The organism is Photorhabdus asymbiotica (assembly GCF_003634575.1).
GTDB lineage: Bacteria > Pseudomonadota > Gammaproteobacteria > Enterobacterales > Enterobacteriaceae > Photorhabdus > Photorhabdus asymbiotica.
On the sequence record NZ_RBLJ01000005.1, the window covers coordinates 1 to 18,097 of the forward strand.

The following is an 18,097-nucleotide window of genomic DNA, read 5'->3' on the forward strand; positions in this document are numbered from 1 at the left end:
ATCTTGATTATATTCTATGGACTGAACAAAAATAAAACAGCAAGTCAAGAGAAAAATTATTCGTCCAATACCTGCCAGAGAAACTAGATGCTTTAAAAAAATGGTGTGAGCGGTTGGATATGCTAGCGGGTAATTATGAGAATATGGTTTTAATCAGTAGTAAAAGCACACAGGATTATTTCTACAACGTTAAATTTAGGTGATGATGCTAAAGGCTTCCTGCTGTTCTATACCCTATGGATTTCAAGATGCATCGCGACGGCAAGGGAATGAATCCCCGGGAGCATAGATAACTATGTGACCGGGGTGAGTGAGTGCAGCCAACAAAGAGGCAACTTGAAAGATAACGGGTATAAACGCAGAGACTTGTAATCTCCCTTATATAAAGTTTTGACGTTAAATACGCACTCTATACACCAATAATTAACAGTAAAGGTGAACAGATCGCGCAGTTGAGAGGGAAAAAATACTTTTTAAGGAGTATATTCTGGCAGGAATTAAATTGTTTTTGTTGACCCTGCTTGTTATATAAACCAAGATGTCAAAATAATTAACATTAAACTGGTGTAAGGAGGACACATGACATATAAGAAATATGATCCCAGTGTGGAAGGTTACATGGGGGATTTTTTAAGGGGGAATGTGGGGATTAATCAGCTAAAGCCTCAACATGAATTTTTTGATGCTATAGGGTTAGAAAAGGTATTAAGTGATAATACCATATATATTGCCCTTCTCATTCCAGAAGAAGCGGTGGAGTATTCTAAGTGATATCAATCCTTTTTCACCAACAAAGCCAAAAATAAAATTAAATAATTACCATGAGAAGGTTTTTACTGTTACCGATTCCATTTCACCTTTTACCGGAAATATACATGATTTTTTTTGGATTTTCCGCGATTGTCCGAGAGTTTAAAAGTATAGGGATCACCGCAACGGAATATTTCGATAAAAATGGCAAGTGTTATATAAAAATATCAGGTCATGCAGGTCCTAGACGTATTATTACCGGAACACGATACGGTGCTAACAATCCTAAAATGTTGGCGATGGGTATAGAACAACAAGGTCTTAATTCAAGTTATTGTTAAAGGAGTTAAATTCTGCATTATCTTTTCTGTTATGTATCGAACGATTGAAGCTGTTTTTAAAGATGAATATACCTTAGCGGATTTTATTGGCAACATAACTGTTGACATGGCTAAAACTGCCGTTATAGCAGCTACTTCTTGGGCTGTGGGTTCATTTTGACTACTACAGCTATTTTAGGTGGTAGTATTATTGCCGTTGCTGGAATAGTTATTCTTATTGGATTTGGAGTTGCTGTTGGTTTAGAAATTCTCGATACAAAATATGGAATAAGTAAAAAGTTAATAGAGTTAATAAAAGAGGAAATGAAAAGAAAACCAAAGTCACCAGAAGGAAATTTACAACATGTATTTAACAGCTTAGGTAAAATAAAGTGAATAATAAGTATGTAAAAATCACATACGGAACAATATTATTGCTAGTAGTCACATCTATAATGTACTTAGTGAGTGACTGTGTTTTTTCATTAATTTTAATGAAAGAAAAAATAATATTTTCTGGCCCTATTGTTATGTATTTCATTTCCTTTAATATTCTATGCTATATCAGGTTCTATTTTTTCTTTGTTTTTGATCGATTGCCGAAACTTAATAAGCTGATTATCAGATATTTAACTATGCTGATGATTGCATCATTTATCGTTAGTTTTCCTATCTCTCTTTATGTTAACTATAAGTTAAAAAATGATGGTTATTTAACATGTGACAAAATATCGTGGATGTCACCAACAACTTACGTGAAAAATTTATCACTTTGTGAATGAAAGCTTTTGTAAATATTCCGTCCTCATGTTTTCCTATGTTTAGCCTCTGAAATTTAGAGGCTTTTTTATTATTTATCATGATGTTAAATCGTGTTTTAAACACATAAAAATTTATCACAAAACACCGCGGAAAAATTACCTGAATTGCGCCAGCAAAAAACCGATCTGACTAGTTAAATGCATTCCCTTCTCACTAAGGCGGAATACGAAAAGCGTTCGATAAGCGATGACAAAGCAAAACAATTTGACGAACTACGCCCCCTGAATGCTGAAATTGCCCGCTATGAGGTACTTGCTGGTGAAGAACGTTCCCGAATGAGTAATCCTGTTCAGAGAGGTGATCGCCTCAGCAATAAGGAGAATAGATTATTGCGAGCAGCCTAGGAATACATCCCTCAGAAATTTGGCCGAACCAATATTTTGATGATAATGGGCATTCCATCAAACGAATTATTCGAAAATTTTCTACTGAACAGCCCTGATATGATTAAACCATGTTCTGAGGATTACTATATATTCCTGAATCATGAAACCAAAAATGCGTCATCGTTGATGTTCTCATCTTATGCCGCATTTACGCGATTTTATGGCTATTCATGTATATACCCATTATCTTTCAAGTTACCTCTTTGTTGGCTGCACTCACTCACCCCAGTCACAGAGTTATCTATGCTCCCGGGGATTCGCTCCCTGGCCGTCGCGATGCATCTTGAAATCCATAGGGTATAAATACTTATATTAAATACAAAATAATGACATCTTAATCATATGAATTTATTAAATTTATATCAAAATTAATCAGATCATATGGAGTGATCTGATACACATAATAATTCAGCCAGTTGGAAAATAATAAATGCCCATGGCTACGCCATGATGCCAGCGGCTTTCTTTCTGGATTATTATCCGGGAAATAATTTACTGGGATCTTTGGATCTAAATCTGCTGCTAAATCACGTAAATATTCACTAGCCAATGTTTCACTATCATACTCAGGATGGCCGGTGACAAATACCATACGTTTATCTTTACTGGCCAACAAGTATGCCCCTGCTTCTTCAGAGCTGGAGAGAACTTCCAAATCAGTATGTTCACGAATAATATGCTCAGGAAAGTCTGCATAGCGGGAATGAGGGGCAAAAAAAGATTCATCAAAACCACGAGTCAATAATGCCAGAGGGTCCAAAGTAGAGTGAGAATAAACACCGGATAATTTCACTTCTCTGGTAAATTTAGGCAAACCATACAAAATATTCAACGCAGCTTGTACAGCCCAACAGATAAACAAAGTAGAAGTCACATGCTCCTTTGCCCAACTAATTATTCTTTCGATCTGTCCCCAATATGCCACATCTTCAAATTCAACTAATCCCAACGGAGCACCAGTGACAATTAAACCATCAAAATTTTGGTGCTTTATCCGTTCAAAATCACAATAAAAATTGTCTAAATGCTCAGCAGGCGTATTCCTACACTTGCGGTTATCTACTCTGAGCAGTTGAATGTCTACCTGTAAAGGCGAATTGGATAACAATCGTAAAAATTGATTTTCAGTCTCAATTTTCTTTGGCATCAAGTTAAGCAGCAATACCTTTAACGGACGTATATTTTGAATATTTGCACGAGTAGATGTCATCACGAACACATTCTCATTTCGTAAAAAATTCACTGCGGGTAGTTCATCCGGTATACAAATTGGCATGCTATGACCTCAATTTTTATCCATTTATACGCTTAGACTTCTAGACAGCTAAATCTAACTAAGTATTAACCGAATGTCGAGGCTTTACAAGTAAGCTGAAATTATTTCATTTTTGGTCATATCATGATGTTCAACATGACAAAAGTTAACAAATTTTTAATATTTAAAATTAAAAATAATTTACAATATATTTTTTACATAGAAAAATTATAAGGTAGGTTGATTCAATTCCAGGGTAAAACATCCCAGGATTCAATGATAGAAAGCCGTAAAATAACGCCGGAAGTGAGAAAATGGATAAAGCGGTTAATTTGGAAAGAATTAAGTCCTGAACAGATCGCTGATTATTTGAAGCAACATAAAGGGATATTTTTGCATCATGAGACGATTTATATGGCTCGACAATGTTAGCCTCATTCAGACTGGATAACCATGGCAGGATGAACGCGGGGAGACAAGAATCGCAGAGCAAGATGGATTCGTCCGCTCACCTGGCCCCATACGGATCGCAGTAGTAACCCGGTATCCCCCCCAATACGCAAAAAACCCCCAGCACACGCTGAGGGTTTCCATGGTATATCAAGCCTGGCAGTGTCCTACTCTCGCATGGGGAGACCCCACACTACCATCGGCGCTACGGCGTTTCACTGCTGAGTTCGGCATGGGGTCAGGTGGGACCACCGCGCTATCGCCGCCAGGCGTATTCTGTTTTACTCCGACCGTTGCGACGCTCTCTCCCGCAACCACCGGAACCAATCTCTGAACAAGCTGAAATTCATCTCTCTTCTGACAGCTGTCCACTGTCTTCTGACACCAAAACACCTTCGGCGTTGTAAGGTTAAGCCGCTCGGTTCATTAGTACTGGTCAGCTCAATGCATCGCTGCACTTACACACCCAGCCTATCCACGTCTTCGTCTTAAACGTTCCTTCCGTGACTCAAGTCAAGGGAAGACTCATCTCAAGGCAAGTTTCCCGCTTAGATGCTTTCAGCGGTTATCTCTCCCGCACTTAGCTACCGGGCTATGCCATTGGCATGACAACCCGTACACCAGCGGTGCGTCCACTCCGGTCCTCTCGTACTAGGAGCAGCCCCTTTCAATCTTCCTACGCCCACGGCAGATAGGGACCGAACTGTCTCACGACGTTCTAAACCCAGCTCGCGTACCACTTTAAATGGCGAACAGCCATACCCTTGGGACCCACTTCAGCCCCAGGATGTGATGAGCCGACATCGAGGTGCCAAACACCGCCGTCGATATGAACTCTTGGGCGGTATCAGCCTGTTATCCCCGGAGTACCTTTTATCCGTTGAGCGATGGCCCTTCCATTCAGAACCACCGGATCACTAAGACCTACTTTCGTACCTGCTCGAGCCGTCACTCTCGCAGTCAAGCCAGCTTATGCCTTTGCACTAACCTCACGATGTCCGACCGTGATTAGCCAACCTTCGTGCTCCTCCGTTACTCTTTGGGAGGAGACCGCCCCAGTCAAACTACCCACCAGACACTGTCCTCAGCCCGGTTCACGGGCCCAAGTGAGAACATCGAACATTCAAGGGTGGTATTTCAAGGTCGGCTCCATGCAGACTGGCGTCCACACTTCCTAGCCTCCCACCTATCCTACACATCAAGGCTCCATGTTCAGTGTCAAGCTATAGTAAAGGTTCACGGGGTCTTTCCGTCTTGCCGCGGGAACACTGCATCTTCACAGCGAGTTCAATTTCACTGAGTCTCGGGTGGAGACAGCCTGGCCATCATTACGCCATTCGTGCAGGTCGGAACTTACCCGACAAGGAATTTCGCTACCTTAGGACCGTTATAGTTACGGCCGCCGTTTACTGGGGCTTCGATCAAGAGCGTCGCCTTGCGGCTAACCCCATCAATTAACCTTCCAGCACCGGGCAGGCGTCACACCGTATACGTCCACTTTCGTGTTTGCACAGTGCTGTGTTTTTAATAAACAGTTGCAGCCAGCTGGTCTCTGCGACTGGCTTCAGCTCCAGAGGTCAACTCCTTCACCTAATGCCAGCGTGCCTTCTCCCGAAGTTACGGCACCATTTTGCCTAGTTCCTTCACCCGAGTTCTCTCAAGCGCCTGAGTATTCTCTACCTGACCACCTGTGTCGGTTTGGGGTACGATTCAATATGACCTGATGCTTAGAGGCTTTTCCTGGAAGCCGGGCATCAACCACTTCACCGCCGTAGCGGCTCGTCATCACGCCTCAGTGTTCACAGAAGAGCGGATTTGCCTGCTCCTCCCACCTACCCGCTTAAACCGGGACAACCGTCGCCCGGATGGCCTAGCCTTCTCCGTCCCCCCTTCGCAGTCACATTCAGTACAGGAATATTAACCTGTTTCCCATCAGCTACGCTTTTCAGCCTCACCTTAGGGGTCGACTCACCCTGCCCCGATTAACGTTGGACAGGAACCCTTGGTCTTCCGGCGAGCGGGTTTTTCACCCGCTTTATCGTTACTTATGTCAGCATTCGCACTTCTGATACCTCCAGCAGGCCTCACGGCGCCACCTTCCACGGCTTACAGAACGCTCCCCTACCCAGCGACACTTACGTGTCGCTGCCGCAGCTTCGGTGCATGGTTTAGCCCCGTTACATCTTCCGCGCAGGCCGACTCGACCAGTGAGCTATTACGCTTTCTTTCAATGATGGCTGCTTCTAAGCCAACATCCTGGCTGTCTGGGCCTTCCCACATCGTTTCCCACTTAACCATGACTTTGGGACCTTAGCTGGCGGTCTGGGTTGTTTCCCTCTTCACGACGGACGTTAGCACCCGCCGTGTGTCTCCCGTGATACCATTCTTCGGTATTCGCAGTTTGCATCGGGTTGGTAAGCCGGGATGGCCCCCTAGCCGAAACAGTGCTCTACCCCCGAAGATGAACTCACGAGGCGCTACCTAAATAGCTTTCGGGGAGAACCAGCTATCTCCCGGTTTGATTGGCCTTTCACCCCCAGCCACAAGTCATCCGCTAATTTTTCAACATTAGTCGGTTCGGTCCTCCAGTTAGTGTTACCCAACCTTCAACCTGCCCATGGCTAGCTCACCGGGTTTCGGGTCTATACCCTGCAACTCATTTCGCCCAGTTAAGACTCGGTTTCCCTGCGGCTCCCCTATCCGGTTAACCTTGCTACAGAATATAAGTCGCTGACCCATTATACAAAAGGTACGCAGTCACCCCACCCCAAAACGCTCCACTGCTTGATTGTTGTGTTGGGCGTCGCTACCGCTCCGCCAACCGCGCATCAGTGATGCCGTTATGCATTTTGTGCACCACGCAAAGCGAAACGCTTTGGTGGTGGGGCTCCCACTGCTTGTACGTACACGGTTTCAGGGTCTCTTTCACTCCCCTCACCGGGGTTCTTTTCGCCTTTCCCTCACGGTACTGGTTCACTATCGGTCAGTCAGGAGTATTTAGCCTTGGAGGATGGTCCCCCCATATTCAGACAGGCTTTCTCGTGTCCCGCCTTACTCGTCGAACTCACAGCCACCCCCACTTCAAGTACGGGGCTATCACCCGCTATCGCCGGCCTTTCCAGACCGTTCCTCTGAGACGGTGGCTGATGCTGGTTCTGGGCTCCTCCCCGTTCGCTCGCCGCTACTGGGGGAATCTCGGTTGATTTCTTTTCCTCGGGGTACTGAGATGTTTCAGTTCCCCCGGTTCGCCTCATTAACCTATGAATTCAGTTAATGATAGTGCACCGCAGTGCACTGGGTTTCCCCATTCGGACATCGCCGGCTTATCACGCTTCATATCAGCTCACCGACGCTTTTCGCAGATTAGCACGTCCTTCATCGCCTCTGACTGCCTAGGCATCCACCGTGTACGCTTATTCGCTTAACCTCACAACCCGAAACTGTCTCGGATTGTGCAGCTTGAGAGACTCGTCAATAATACCTCGGTGATATTATCAACAGTTTCAATTTTTCAGCTTGTTCCAGATTGTTAAAGAGCTTATATCGCTAAACCGATTCTTAAAATCCGCTTAAAGATACATCAACGACCACGCCTTTCACCCGTCGTCCCGCAAGGTGGCGTCCCCTAGGGGATTCGAACCCCTGTTACCGCCGTGAAAGGGCGGTGTCCTAGGCCTCTAGACGAAGGGGACCCGATAGTCAGCTTCGCAGACGCACCCGTGCTCTACTTTCATCAGACAATCTGTGTGAGCACTGCACTCAACGCATCTCAGGTAAGGAGGTGATCCAACCGCAGGTTCCCCTACGGTTACCTTGTTACGACTTCACCCCAGTCATGAATCACAAAGTGGTCAGCGCCCCCCTCGCGGTTAGGCTACCGACTTCTTTTGCCACCCACTCCCATGGTGTGACGGGCGGTGTGTACAAGGCCCGGGAACGTATTCACCGTAGCATGCTGATCTACGATTACTAGCGATTCCGACTTCATGGAGTCGAGTTGCAGACTCCAATCCGGACTACGACAGACTTTGTGTGTTCCGCTTGCTCTCGCGAGGTCGCTTCACTTTGTATCCGCCATTGTAGCACGTGTGTAGCCCTACTCGTCAGGGCCATGATGACTTGACGTCATCCCCACCTTCCTCCGGTTTATCACCGGCAGTCTCCTTTGAGTTCCCACCTCAACGTGCTGGCAACAAAGGATAAGGGTTGCGCTCGTTGCGGGACTTAACCCAACATTTCACAACACGAGCTGACGACAGCCATGCAGCACCTGTCTCAGAGCTCCCGAAGGCACAACCTCATCTCTGAGGTCTTCTCTGGATGTCAAGAGTAGGTAAGGTTCTTCGCGTTGCATCGAATTAAACCACATGCTCCACCGCTTGTGCGGGCCCCCGTCAATTCATTTGAGTTTTAACCTTGCGGCCGTACTCCCCAGGCGGTCGATTTAACGCGTTAGCTCCGGAAGCCACAGCTCTAGGCCACAACCTCCAAATCGACATCGTTTACAGCGTGGACTACCAGGGTATCTAATCCTGTTTGCTCCCCACGCTTTCGCACCTGAGCGTCAGTCTTCGTCCAGGGGGCCGCCTTCGCCACCGGTATTCCTCCACATCTCTACGCATTTCACCGCTACACATGGAATTCTACCCCCCTCTACGAGACTCTAGCCAACCAGTCTTAGATGCCATTCCCAGGTTGAGCCCGGGGATTTCACATCTAACTTAATTGACCGCCTGCGTGCGCTTTACGCCCAGTCATTCCGATTAACGCTTGCACCCTCCGTATTACCGCGGCTGCTGGCACGGAGTTAGCCGGTGCTTCTTCTGCGGGTAACGTCAAAATTTAACCCTCTTCAGGCCAAACCCTTCCTCCCCGCTGAAAGTACTTTACAACCCGAAGGCCTGCTTCATACACGCGGCATGGCTGCATCAGGCTTGCGCCCATTGTGCAATATTCCCCACTGCTGCCTCCCGTAGGAGTCTGGGCCGTGTCTCAGTCCCAGTGTGGCTGGTCATCCTCTCAGACCAGCTAGGGATCGTCGCCTAGGTAGGCCATTACCCTACCTACTAGCTAATCCCATCTGGGTTCATCCGAGGGCGTGAGGCCCTTTCAGGTCCCCCACTTTGGTCTCGCGACATCATGCGGTATTAGCCACCGTTTCCAGTGGTTATCCCCCGCCCTCGGGCAGATCCCCAGACATTACTCACCCGTCCGCCGCTCGTCAGCAAAAGTGCAAGCACTTTCCTGTTACCGCTCGACTTGCATGTGTTAGGCCTGCCGCCAGCGTTCAATCTGAGCCATGATCAAACTCTTCAATTTAAAGTTTGATGCTCAAAGAATCGTCCTGTTAGTTCGTAATGAATTAACTGTTGTTCACTCTTCAAGACTTTAAAACGTATTTTTTGTGATACCGTCTTGTGAGTGCCCACACAGATTGTCTGATTAATTGTTAAAGAGCAGGCCAAATCAAAAATTAATATTCTCGGTCAGCCGGGCTGCGTATATTACGCCGTTTGCCCGCAGAGTCAAGCCCTTATTGGCTTTTCTCTGCCTGGCCTGACAACGTTTATCAGCGTTGTGTCGGTCAGTGGTGGCGCATTATAGGGGATTCTTCGGTGCTGGCAATAATTATTTTGAAAAAAATTTATCGTTTGATTAATTCCACAGCAAAGCTCTACTTTATACCTACTTACCAACAGATTTATCCACATATGGCTAGTTGAATGAAAATTTATCGAGCATCACGCAAACGTTTTCGTTACAATTCGGTGGTTAAAATCATCAAGTGATTTTATCTGACTATATTGAAATGTTATTGCAGTACTCATTTTTTCTGTCCTGATATAGTGGGTTCTTCCCAATAACATGTTACTGCCTCATAAAATCCAAGGGATCAAACCAATGCAACAGCTTCGTCCAATCCGCCGTGCCCTGCTGAGTGTTTCCGACAAATCAGGGATTGTTGAATTTGCGAAAGCCTTATCTGAACGCGGTGTTGAATTACTCTCTACTGGTGGTACAGCCTATTTACTCGCTGAGTCAGGTCTGAAGGTTACTGAAGTTTCAGATTACACTGGCTTTCCTGAAATGATGGATGGTCGCGTTAAGACATTGCATCCTAAAGTACATGGCGGAATCCTTGGTCGCCGCGGGCAAGATGATGAAATCATGACGCAGCATCAAATCTCACCGATCGATATGGTGGTTGTGAATCTATATCCATTTGCTCAGACCGTTGCTAAACCAAATTGTACTTTGGCTGATGCTGTCGAAAACATTGATATCGGCGGTCCAACTATGGTTCGCTCTGCGGCTAAGAATCATAAAGATGTAGCGATTGTAGTTAATAGTAATGATTATGAAAAAATCATTGAAGAGATGGATAACAATCAGGATTCACTAACACAATCAACCCGTTTCAATTTAGCAATCAAAGCATTTGAACACACTGCTGCTTATGACAGCATGATTGCTAACTATTTTGGCAAACTGGTTGCTCCTTATTATGGTGATACAACTCAACCATCAGGACGTTTCCCTCGTACTCTGAATTTGAATTTCATTAAAAAGCAGGATATGCGTTACGGTGAGAACAGCCATCAGGACGCTGCTTTCTATATAGAAGAGAATCTCTCTGAATCATCTATTGCAACTGCAACTCAGTTACAAGGCAAAGCGCTTTCTTATAACAATATTGCAGATACAGATGCAGCTCTGGAATGCGTTAAGGAATTCGTAGAGCCAGCATGTGTGATTGTTAAGCATGCTAATCCATGCGGTGTAGCAATTGGTAAAGATATTCACGAAGCCTATGATCGCGCATTCAAAACAGATCCAACCTCTGCTTTTGGTGGCATTATTGCTTTTAACCGCGAAATTGATACTAAAACCGCACAAACCATTATCGACCGCCAATTTGTAGAGGTGATTATCGCTCCCTCAATAAACGAAGAGGCATTACCATTACTGGCTACCAAGCAAAACATCCGTGTTCTGATATCTGGTAAATGGGAAACCCGCATTGCTGGCCTTGATTTCAAACGTGTTAACGGTGGTCTGCTGGTACAAGATCGTGATCTTGGTATGGTAACAGCCAATGACCTGCGTGTAGTTTCCAAACGCCAGCCAACTGAGCAAGAAATGAAAGATGCTCTGTTCTGCTGGAAAGTCGCTAAATTTGTTAAATCCAACGCAATTGTTTACGCAAAAAATGATATGACCATCGGAATTGGCGCCGGCCAGATGAGCCGTGTCTATTCTGCAAAAATTGCCGGGATTAAAGCAGCTGATGAAGGTTTAGAAGTTCAGGGATGCGCAATGGCATCTGACGCATTTTTCCCATTCCGCGATGGTATTGATGCAGCTGCCGCTGTCGGCGTGAGCTGTGTTATCCAACCTGGTGGTTCAATCCGCGATGACGAAGTCATCGCAGCAGCTGATGAACACGACATTGCCATGATCTTCACTGGTATGCGCCATTTCCGCCACTAATCGATAACAGGAGTTAACTCAATGAATATTTTAATTATTGGTAGCGGTGGACGCGAGCATGCTCTGGCATGGAAAGCGGCGCAATCTCCTTTAGCTGATAAGATCTATGTTGCTCCGGGAAATGCAGGGACGGAGCTGGAAAATCATCTAGAAAATATTGATATCTCAGCAACAGATATCGACGGCCTGTTGGCATTTGCACAAAGCCATGATATCGAGCTGACTATCGTTGGCCCTGAAGCACCACTGGTAATGGGTATTGTCGATGTATTCCAAAACGCGGGACTGACTATCTTTGGCCCAACTCAGGCAGCCGCTCAGTTAGAAGGTTCAAAAGCATTCACCAAAGATTTTCTGGCACGCCATAAAATCCCAACTGCTGCTTATCAGAATTTTACAGAAATCGAACCTGCTCTCACCTATCTGGATAAAGTCGGCGTTCCCATTGTCATAAAAGCAGATGGACTCGCCGCCGGTAAAGGTGTGATTGTTGCTATGACACGGGAAGAAGCACGGTCCGCAATAAAAGATATGCTAGCCGGAAATGCATTTGGTGATGCCGGCCACCGAATTGTTATTGAAGAGTTTTTAACTGGCGAGGAAGCGAGTTTTATCGTTATGGTCGATGGTAAGAATGTCATTCCTATGGCGACCAGCCAAGATCATAAACGCGTAGGTGACGGTGATACTGGCCCAAATACTGGCGGAATGGGCGCCTATTCACCAGCACCGGTAGTCACCGATGAGATCCACCAGCGTATTATGGAAGAGGTTATTTATCCTACCGTTAATGGTATGGCTGCTGAAGGTCATGTCTATACGGGCTTTCTTTATGCTGGGTTGATGATCAATCAGGATGGAGAGCCAAAAGTGATTGAATTTAACTGCCGCTTTGGTGATCCGGAAACCCAACCGATTATGATGCGTATGCATTCCGATCTGATTGAACTTTGTCTGGCTGGTGCAAAAGGCGAGCTTGCTGGTAAAACATCTGATTGGGACAAACGCCCGGCTCTGGGCGTGGTGCTGGCTGCAAACGGGTATCCCGCTGATTATCACAAAGGTGATATTATTCATGGCTTGCCTCAACAGGAAAATGGAAGCAACAAAGTTTTTCATGCAGGCACAGCATTGCAGGATAATAATGTTATTACCTCAGGTGGGCGTGTTCTATGTGTTACAGCATTAGGAGAAACCATTGCTAATGCACAGAAAAATGCTTATCAGCAGGCAGAACAGATTACATGGAATGGCTGTTTTTACCGCAAAGATATTGGATATCGGGCCATTAATCGGCTGAAGTAACCCCAAAACTGACGGAGGTCAAAGGCTATCCTTCGTCGGTTCCCAACGGCAAAAATCATTATTTGCCACCAACAGTAATTCACGGCCAGCAGAAGCTTCCAACCAGGCAATTGTTAATTGGCCGTAACTGTTTTTTTCGCGCTGTTCAAGCCATGACTTCGCATAAGGCTCAAACTCAACGGAAACCGTTTCACCCGAACAAGTAGTGACCTTGCCGTTATTCCAGTGACCTTGCATTAAGCGCACATTGCCTACTATCAGCGCATCACTTAATTCAAGAATCCGCTTGGCGTCAAACCGCATACGAACAATATCATCATTGGAAAGTCGTTCACGACGTGTTTTTAACCGCTTCTGCATAAAAATCACATCGCCGAATTTATCCAAACGAAGTTGTTCAGCCAGTGGATTCTCATCATTCAGAATTTCACGGCGAATTTGGCGCAAATCCCCCTGCTTATATTCGTAAAAAGTGACGATGGTATTTTCATTACGGTAAGGGCTATAAACACTCATCAGAACCAGAGGTTTATTATTTTGATCGTTGAGGCGCCACAAGCGAACAACACCATCATCTGCGATGAATCCACTTGCACTAAAAAGAGGTTCTTTAAGTTGATTGGTACAGGCGCTGAGCGCGAAGACGAATCCTAGTGTCATCAGCCCCTGACGAACCAACAAAAGGGGATGAACACCCCTTCTATTTTTTCTTTTTTGCAACGAAATTATTTAACTGCGTCTTTCAGCGCTTTACCAGCAGAGAAAGCAGGTACATTTGCAGCCGCGATTGTAATTTCTTTACCGGTTTGAGGGTTACGACCAGTACGCTCTGCACGGTGGTTAACTTTGAAAGTACCAAAACCAACCAGCTGTACTGAATCACCCGCTTTCAGGGATTCGGTGATTGCATTCAAAGTTGATTCCAAAGCAGCTTTTGCCTGAGCTTTAGTCAGGTCTGTACTTTCTGCGATTGCATCAACTAATTCAGTCTTATTCATAGATTATCCTTACAGTGTGTTTATCGTTTGCAAAGCATCGAGTGCGACGGATATGCCGAATAACAGCACCCCTGCATACACGCACCGATAGCCACTTCTTTTCACCCCCCAAATGTAGAACAGAGTGGGGGCAAAAGTGAAGCCTTTGAACATGGCATTTAAAGCATTAAATCACGTTTTTTCACTTTACTGCGTTAAATTTATACCAATGTTGCTAATTGCTGACTCCCGGAGGTCAGCTTTCAATCCTTTAATCAACTCAATATCCCGCTCTTCACAGCCGGCTAATAAGCGATAAATCTCCCATTGAATATCCCATTCTTCTTCAATGGCAGGTAATTCTTTCAATTCTTCATCGGTCATTTCTTTCCCGGCCCGCGTCATTTCAAGCATAGCAACAGTACGAATTGAAATTTCACTCACTGCAATGGCATGCATCAATGTTTCACCGCTCAGACGAGAATGGATAATTTCCCCTAATGCAATACACGCATCAATTGCCGGGTATACACCGTAAATATCGTAATCGTCTGCTGATGGAATAATCTGCTCTAACTTTTCCAGCTGATTATCAAAATTAACCTTAGCATCTTTTACAACTAATATTTCCCACACCAGATCCAAAATACGGCGGTAAAGAACAGGTTCTGCAAACCCAGTCTGACAACAGAACATTTGGTAATTTGGATACATCCGTTCGCATAAACTCGCCATAAAGGTCAAATGCTGCCAACTTTCAAGTTTTTCCAGCCGTAAATGTATCGGGTTTCGTAACATTATTTCTTACTCATTATGCATAATGTGCTCCGCAGTTTACCTGAAATTCAGGAATATCCACACGTTTACACCCAATTTAAGGATTTTTCTGCATTATTTGTTTAAAAAAAGCCCTATTTGAGGCTATACCATCCGCCCAGCGGGTTGTTTCCGGCAGACGATAGCCTTTCACACAACGCTCCACCCATAGCAACGCACTATTAAGACTGATTTTATGCCCTGTGGAAATATACAATGGATTACAACGTTTTTTACTTCGCCATACCCAACCAATCTGTTCCTCTTTATCCATTAGAGGCTGACAACTGCCAGGCTGCTCACCCAATGGCTCACTTTCACCACATAAACGACGTTTTGCCACACCGATTGTCGGAACATTCGTCAGTAAACCAAAGTGGCTGGCAACACCTAAACGGCGTGGATGAGCAATACCATGACCGTCCACCATCACCAGATCAGGTGTATGTTTCAGCAACTGCCAGGCAGCCATCAATGCAGGATATTCACGGAAAGAGAGTAAGCCAGGAATATAAGGCAGCGTAGTTTCAATTCTGGCCATCTGATATTCCACCAGCTCAAGCTCAGGGTAAGAGAGAACAACTATCGCTGCGCGGGTAATTCTTCCCTGCTGTTCAAAGCCCACATCAGCACCAGCAATCAGTTTTGGTGAGGAAAAATCATCATAACAGATAACCTGCTGAGCCTTTTCTATTTGTTCCTGACGTAATGCTTTTGTGTTGATCATATTTTTTACTGATGATATTTAGCTGAAAGTTTATGTACCGCCTCAACAAATACACCAGCGTGTTCTGGCAGTACATCCTGATGGATACCATGACCAAGGTTAAAAACATGACCAGAACCCACACCAAAACCTTGCAAAATTGTTAAAACTTCCTGTTCAATCCGTTCTGGAGAAGCATATAGCATGGATGGGTCCATATTGCCCTGCAAAGCCACTTTATTCCCCACACGACGACGAGCATCGGCAATATCTGTCGTCCAATCCAAACCAAGAGCATCACAACCGGTTTCAGCCATTGCTTCCAACCATTGCCCACCACCTTTGGTAAACAGTGTTACCGGCACACGACGACCTTCATTTTCACGGATCAGACCATCAACAATCTGATGCATATAACGCAAGGAAAACTCACGATAATCCCGGCCAGTCAGCACTCCTCCCCAGGTATCGAAAATCATCACAGACTGAGCGCCGGCTTTAATTTGGGCATTAAGGTAAAGGATGACGCTATCTGCCAGTTTATCTAGCAATTGATGCATTACAGCCGGTTCGGCATACATCATTTTTTTAATTTTAGTGAATGCCTTGCTACTACCTCCTTCCACCATATAAGTCGCCAACGTCCACGGGCTACCGGAGAATCCAATCAAAGGAACCTGACCCGCCAGTGTCTTACGGATCACACGTACTGCATCCAACACATAGCTCAACTCCATTTCAGGATCAGGAATTGGCAGTTTTTCCACATCGGCACGACTTAAAATGGGAGATTTAAAACGCGGGCCTTCGCCTGCCTCAAAATAGAGCCCTAACCCCATTGCATCAGGAATAGTGAGAATATCAGAGAAGAGAATCGCCGCATCTAGCGGATAACGTCGTAAAGGTTGCAAAGTGACTTCGCAAGCAAGTTCAGTGTTTTTACATAAAGAAATAAAATCACCGGCTTCAGCGCGAGTAACTTTATACTCAGGCAAGTAGCGGCCAGCCTGACGCATCATCCATACAGGTGTAACATCAACGGGTTGGCGTAGTAAGGCTCGCAAATAGCGGTCGTTTTTCAACTCATTCATGACAGGCTCCATTTATTTATTGGCCGCAATATTATCTGACTGCAATGATTAGGACATCCATTGTAACATGACAGATAAATCTCTCCCGTTGAATCGCGCCAACTATACATTACGCATTTCGGCACAGCACAACCGTATCTTCAATCAACCGACGGGCAATAGTATTGTGTGGTGGAATCAGTGGCAATTGGTCATAGTGATACCAATCTGCACTAATCAATTCTTTCGGATCATGACAAATTTCACCACTTTCATAATCAGCCAGAAACGCCATCATTAATGAATGAGGGAAAGGCCATGGTTGGGAAGCGACATAACGTAAGTTGCGAATTTTAATATTACTCTCTTCCATTACCTCACGGGATACTGCTTCTTCGAGTGTCTCACCAACTTCAACAAACCCAGCGAGCACAGTATGTATACCGCTACGATGGTGCTGATGTTGGGCCAATAAAATCTGATCATCACGACGAATACCGACAATAATACAAGGCGCAATTTGCGGATAATAACGCTCGTGACAGTGGTGACACAGACAAGCCCATTCACTGACACTATGGTGCATTTCATTACCGCAATAACCACAATATTGGTGAGAGCGATAAAATTCCGCCAATTGAACACCCCGGCCAGCTAATTGAAACAATCCGCGCTCACTTGAAATAATTTCCCGTAGCGAAACCATATTGGAAGACATTTTTTGACGAATAAGCCAAACTTTCTCCCCCTGCCACTCACCAATAGGCAAGGCTATTTTTCCTTGCAATGACCATTGAGCCGCTATTCCAAAAGGTAATTCACCTTTAGGGAGCCAAATACGATTCTCATTGCTGATAATCCACCAGCCTCGTTCTATACCTGTTACTTGTTGTTGCATCATCATTATGACATCTTACTGGTTATAAATATCTGTATAAATCATACGCTTTTTAGTTAAAAAAGCGTGTTCTTGTTACTTATTTATCACGAGGAACACGATACCATGTCACAACTGCTTGCAGTATTTGATCTAGATGACACCTTAATTTCCGGTGATTCCAGCGCTATATGGACAGAGTTTCTATGGGAAAAAGGTATCATTACTGATCCAAGTTTTATCGAAGCAGATAAAAAAATGATGGCTGATTACAACGCTGGTTCACTGGATATGAGTGGTTATCTGGCATTTAGCCTGCAAACACTGCATAAAGTTCCACAGGAACAAGTTGATCTTTGGCTGGCTGAATTTATTAATGAAAAAATCAAACCTCGATTTTATCCGCAAGCCAAAGCGCTTATTACTGAGTATCAACAGCAGCAAGTCCCAGTTATGATCATCTCAGCCACAGTCTCTTTTATTGTGAAAAAGATTGCTATCGAATTAGGTATTCACACTGCTCTGGGCATTGATATGGTGGTGGAAAATGGCTGTTATACCGGCCAAATAGACGGTATTGCGACTTTTCGGGAAGGTAAAGTAAAACGGATAAAACAGTGGCTGGAACAACAAAATAATTATCCTGAAATTATTCGTTTTTACAGTGATTCAATTAATGATCTGCCAATGTGCCAATTTGCTGATGAGGTAATTACGGTCAATGCCGATGCCCGTTTAAAAGCCGAAGCACAACAACATGGCTGGCAACAATTAACCTGGTCATTGTAAATACTTTCAATCAGTAAGGGTTGTAGTTTTCATAATCCCTTCTATACTACTGTTTACTTTCTTGTCGGAGTGCCTAGCGTAAG

General features: G+C 44.8%; 16 protein-coding genes, 1 tRNA gene, 3 rRNA genes and 2 pseudogenes. 11 read left to right on the top strand and 11 right to left on the bottom strand.

The window, feature by feature from the left end; all coding sequences use genetic code 11:
- Positions 1–68 precede the first annotated feature (68 nt).
- From BDD30_RS24390 to BDD30_RS19655, 7 genes and pseudogenes are all read left to right on the top strand, one after another.
- Positions 69–203, top strand: a pseudogene (locus tag BDD30_RS24390) (hypothetical protein); the annotation flags it as partial.
- Between the two features lie 376 nt (positions 204–579).
- On the top strand, positions 580–771 hold the full coding sequence (locus BDD30_RS23785; protein WP_339977782.1) for a hypothetical protein: 192 nt from the start codon (positions 580–582) through the stop codon (positions 769–771).
- 104 nt (positions 772–875) lie between these two features.
- A complete protein-coding gene (locus BDD30_RS23790) occupies positions 876–1,091 on the top strand; it encodes a hypothetical protein (RefSeq protein WP_170152971.1) in 216 nt (71 codons plus the stop codon).
- A gap of 156 nt (positions 1,092–1,247) precedes the next feature.
- Positions 1,248–1,466, top strand: a complete 219-nt coding sequence (locus BDD30_RS23795) for a hypothetical protein (RefSeq protein ID WP_249039947.1) — start codon at positions 1,248–1,250, stop codon at positions 1,464–1,466.
- Between the two features lie 98 nt (positions 1,467–1,564).
- Positions 1,565–1,852, top strand: coding sequence for a DUF1240 domain-containing protein (locus tag BDD30_RS19645; RefSeq protein WP_339977477.1), 288 nt, complete (start codon positions 1,565–1,567; stop codon positions 1,850–1,852).
- A 177-nt stretch (positions 1,853–2,029) separates the two neighbouring features.
- Positions 2,030–2,236, top strand: a complete 207-nt coding sequence (locus BDD30_RS19650; protein WP_012776601.1) for a hypothetical protein — start codon at positions 2,030–2,032, stop codon at positions 2,234–2,236.
- 17 nt (positions 2,237–2,253) lie between these two features.
- Positions 2,254–2,334: a hypothetical protein gene (locus tag BDD30_RS19655; protein WP_249039937.1), complete on the top strand. Its 81-nt coding sequence runs from the start codon at positions 2,254–2,256 to the stop codon at positions 2,332–2,334.
- A gap of 278 nt (positions 2,335–2,612) precedes the next feature.
- On the opposite strand, the gene metA is transcribed toward BDD30_RS19655, so the two are convergent.
- Positions 2,613–3,554 carry a homoserine O-acetyltransferase MetA gene (gene metA / locus BDD30_RS19660; RefSeq protein WP_012776600.1) on the bottom strand — a complete coding sequence of 314 codons (942 nt, stop codon included), beginning with the start codon at positions 3,552–3,554 and terminating at the stop codon, positions 2,613–2,615.
- 270 nt (positions 3,555–3,824) lie between these two features.
- Between metA and BDD30_RS19665 the strand changes: the two are divergent.
- Positions 3,825–3,947 (top strand): annotated as a pseudogene (locus tag BDD30_RS19665) (IS30 family transposase); the annotation flags it as partial.
- Positions 3,948–4,137: 190 nt separating this feature from the next.
- On the opposite strand, the gene rrf reads toward BDD30_RS19665, so the two are convergent.
- The 4 genes from rrf to BDD30_RS19685 form a co-directional block, all read right to left on the bottom strand.
- Positions 4,138–4,253 (bottom strand): 5S ribosomal RNA (rrf, locus tag BDD30_RS19670).
- A 135-nt stretch (positions 4,254–4,388) separates the two neighbouring features.
- A 23S ribosomal RNA gene (locus BDD30_RS19675) occupies positions 4,389–7,410 on the bottom strand.
- 189 nt (positions 7,411–7,599) lie between these two features.
- Positions 7,600–7,675, bottom strand: a tRNA-Glu gene (locus BDD30_RS19680).
- An 82-nt stretch (positions 7,676–7,757) separates the two neighbouring features.
- Positions 7,758–9,302: ribosomal RNA gene (locus BDD30_RS19685) — 16S ribosomal RNA — on the bottom strand.
- Together the 16S, 23S and 5S rRNA genes with 1 tRNA gene alongside form the textbook arrangement of a ribosomal RNA operon.
- A gap of 582 nt (positions 9,303–9,884) precedes the next feature.
- Between BDD30_RS19685 and purH the strand changes: the two genes are divergently transcribed.
- Together purH and purD are read left to right on the top strand one after the other, a co-directional pair.
- Positions 9,885–11,474, top strand: coding sequence for a bifunctional phosphoribosylaminoimidazolecarboxamide formyltransferase/IMP cyclohydrolase (gene purH / locus BDD30_RS19695; protein WP_041381496.1), 1,590 nt, complete (start codon positions 9,885–9,887; stop codon positions 11,472–11,474).
- A 21-nt stretch (positions 11,475–11,495) separates the two neighbouring features.
- A complete protein-coding gene (gene purD, locus BDD30_RS19700) occupies positions 11,496–12,779 on the top strand; it encodes a phosphoribosylamine--glycine ligase (protein WP_012776596.1) in 1,284 nt (427 codons plus the stop codon).
- An 18-nt stretch (positions 12,780–12,797) separates the two neighbouring features.
- On the opposite strand, the gene BDD30_RS19705 is transcribed toward purD, so the two are convergent.
- The 6 genes from BDD30_RS19705 to nudC form a co-directional block, all read right to left on the bottom strand.
- Positions 12,798–13,439 carry a DUF1481 domain-containing protein gene (locus tag BDD30_RS19705; protein ID WP_041381495.1) on the bottom strand — a complete coding sequence of 214 codons (642 nt, stop codon included), beginning with the start codon at positions 13,437–13,439 and terminating at the stop codon, positions 12,798–12,800.
- A 65-nt stretch (positions 13,440–13,504) separates the two neighbouring features.
- Positions 13,505–13,777 carry a nucleoid-associated protein HU-alpha gene (gene hupA, locus BDD30_RS19710; protein ID WP_012776594.1) on the bottom strand — a complete coding sequence of 91 codons (273 nt, stop codon included), beginning with the start codon at positions 13,775–13,777 and terminating at the stop codon, positions 13,505–13,507.
- A gap of 186 nt (positions 13,778–13,963) precedes the next feature.
- Positions 13,964–14,554 (bottom strand): YjaG family protein, encoded by a 591-nt coding sequence (locus BDD30_RS19715; protein WP_012776593.1) that lies wholly within the window; start codon positions 14,552–14,554, stop codon positions 13,964–13,966.
- A 76-nt stretch (positions 14,555–14,630) separates the two neighbouring features.
- Positions 14,631–15,299, bottom strand: coding sequence for a deoxyribonuclease V (nfi, locus tag BDD30_RS19720; RefSeq protein WP_012776592.1), 669 nt, complete (start codon positions 15,297–15,299; stop codon positions 14,631–14,633).
- A gap of 5 nt (positions 15,300–15,304) precedes the next feature.
- Positions 15,305–16,369: a uroporphyrinogen decarboxylase gene (gene hemE / locus BDD30_RS19725; RefSeq protein WP_041381494.1), complete on the bottom strand. Its 1,065-nt coding sequence runs from the start codon at positions 16,367–16,369 to the stop codon at positions 15,305–15,307.
- A gap of 109 nt (positions 16,370–16,478) precedes the next feature.
- The gene (gene nudC / locus BDD30_RS19730) at positions 16,479–17,246 is read right to left on the bottom strand and encodes an NAD(+) diphosphatase (protein ID WP_041382657.1); all 768 of its coding nucleotides are present in this window, start codon (positions 17,244–17,246) and stop codon (positions 16,479–16,481) included.
- 105 nt (positions 17,247–17,351) lie between these two features.
- On the opposite strand from nudC, the gene BDD30_RS19735 reads away from it, so the two are divergent.
- Positions 17,352–18,014 carry an HAD family hydrolase gene (locus BDD30_RS19735; RefSeq protein ID WP_012776589.1) on the top strand — a complete coding sequence of 221 codons (663 nt, stop codon included), beginning with the start codon at positions 17,352–17,354 and terminating at the stop codon, positions 18,012–18,014.
- Positions 18,015–18,097: the final 83 nt, after the last annotated feature.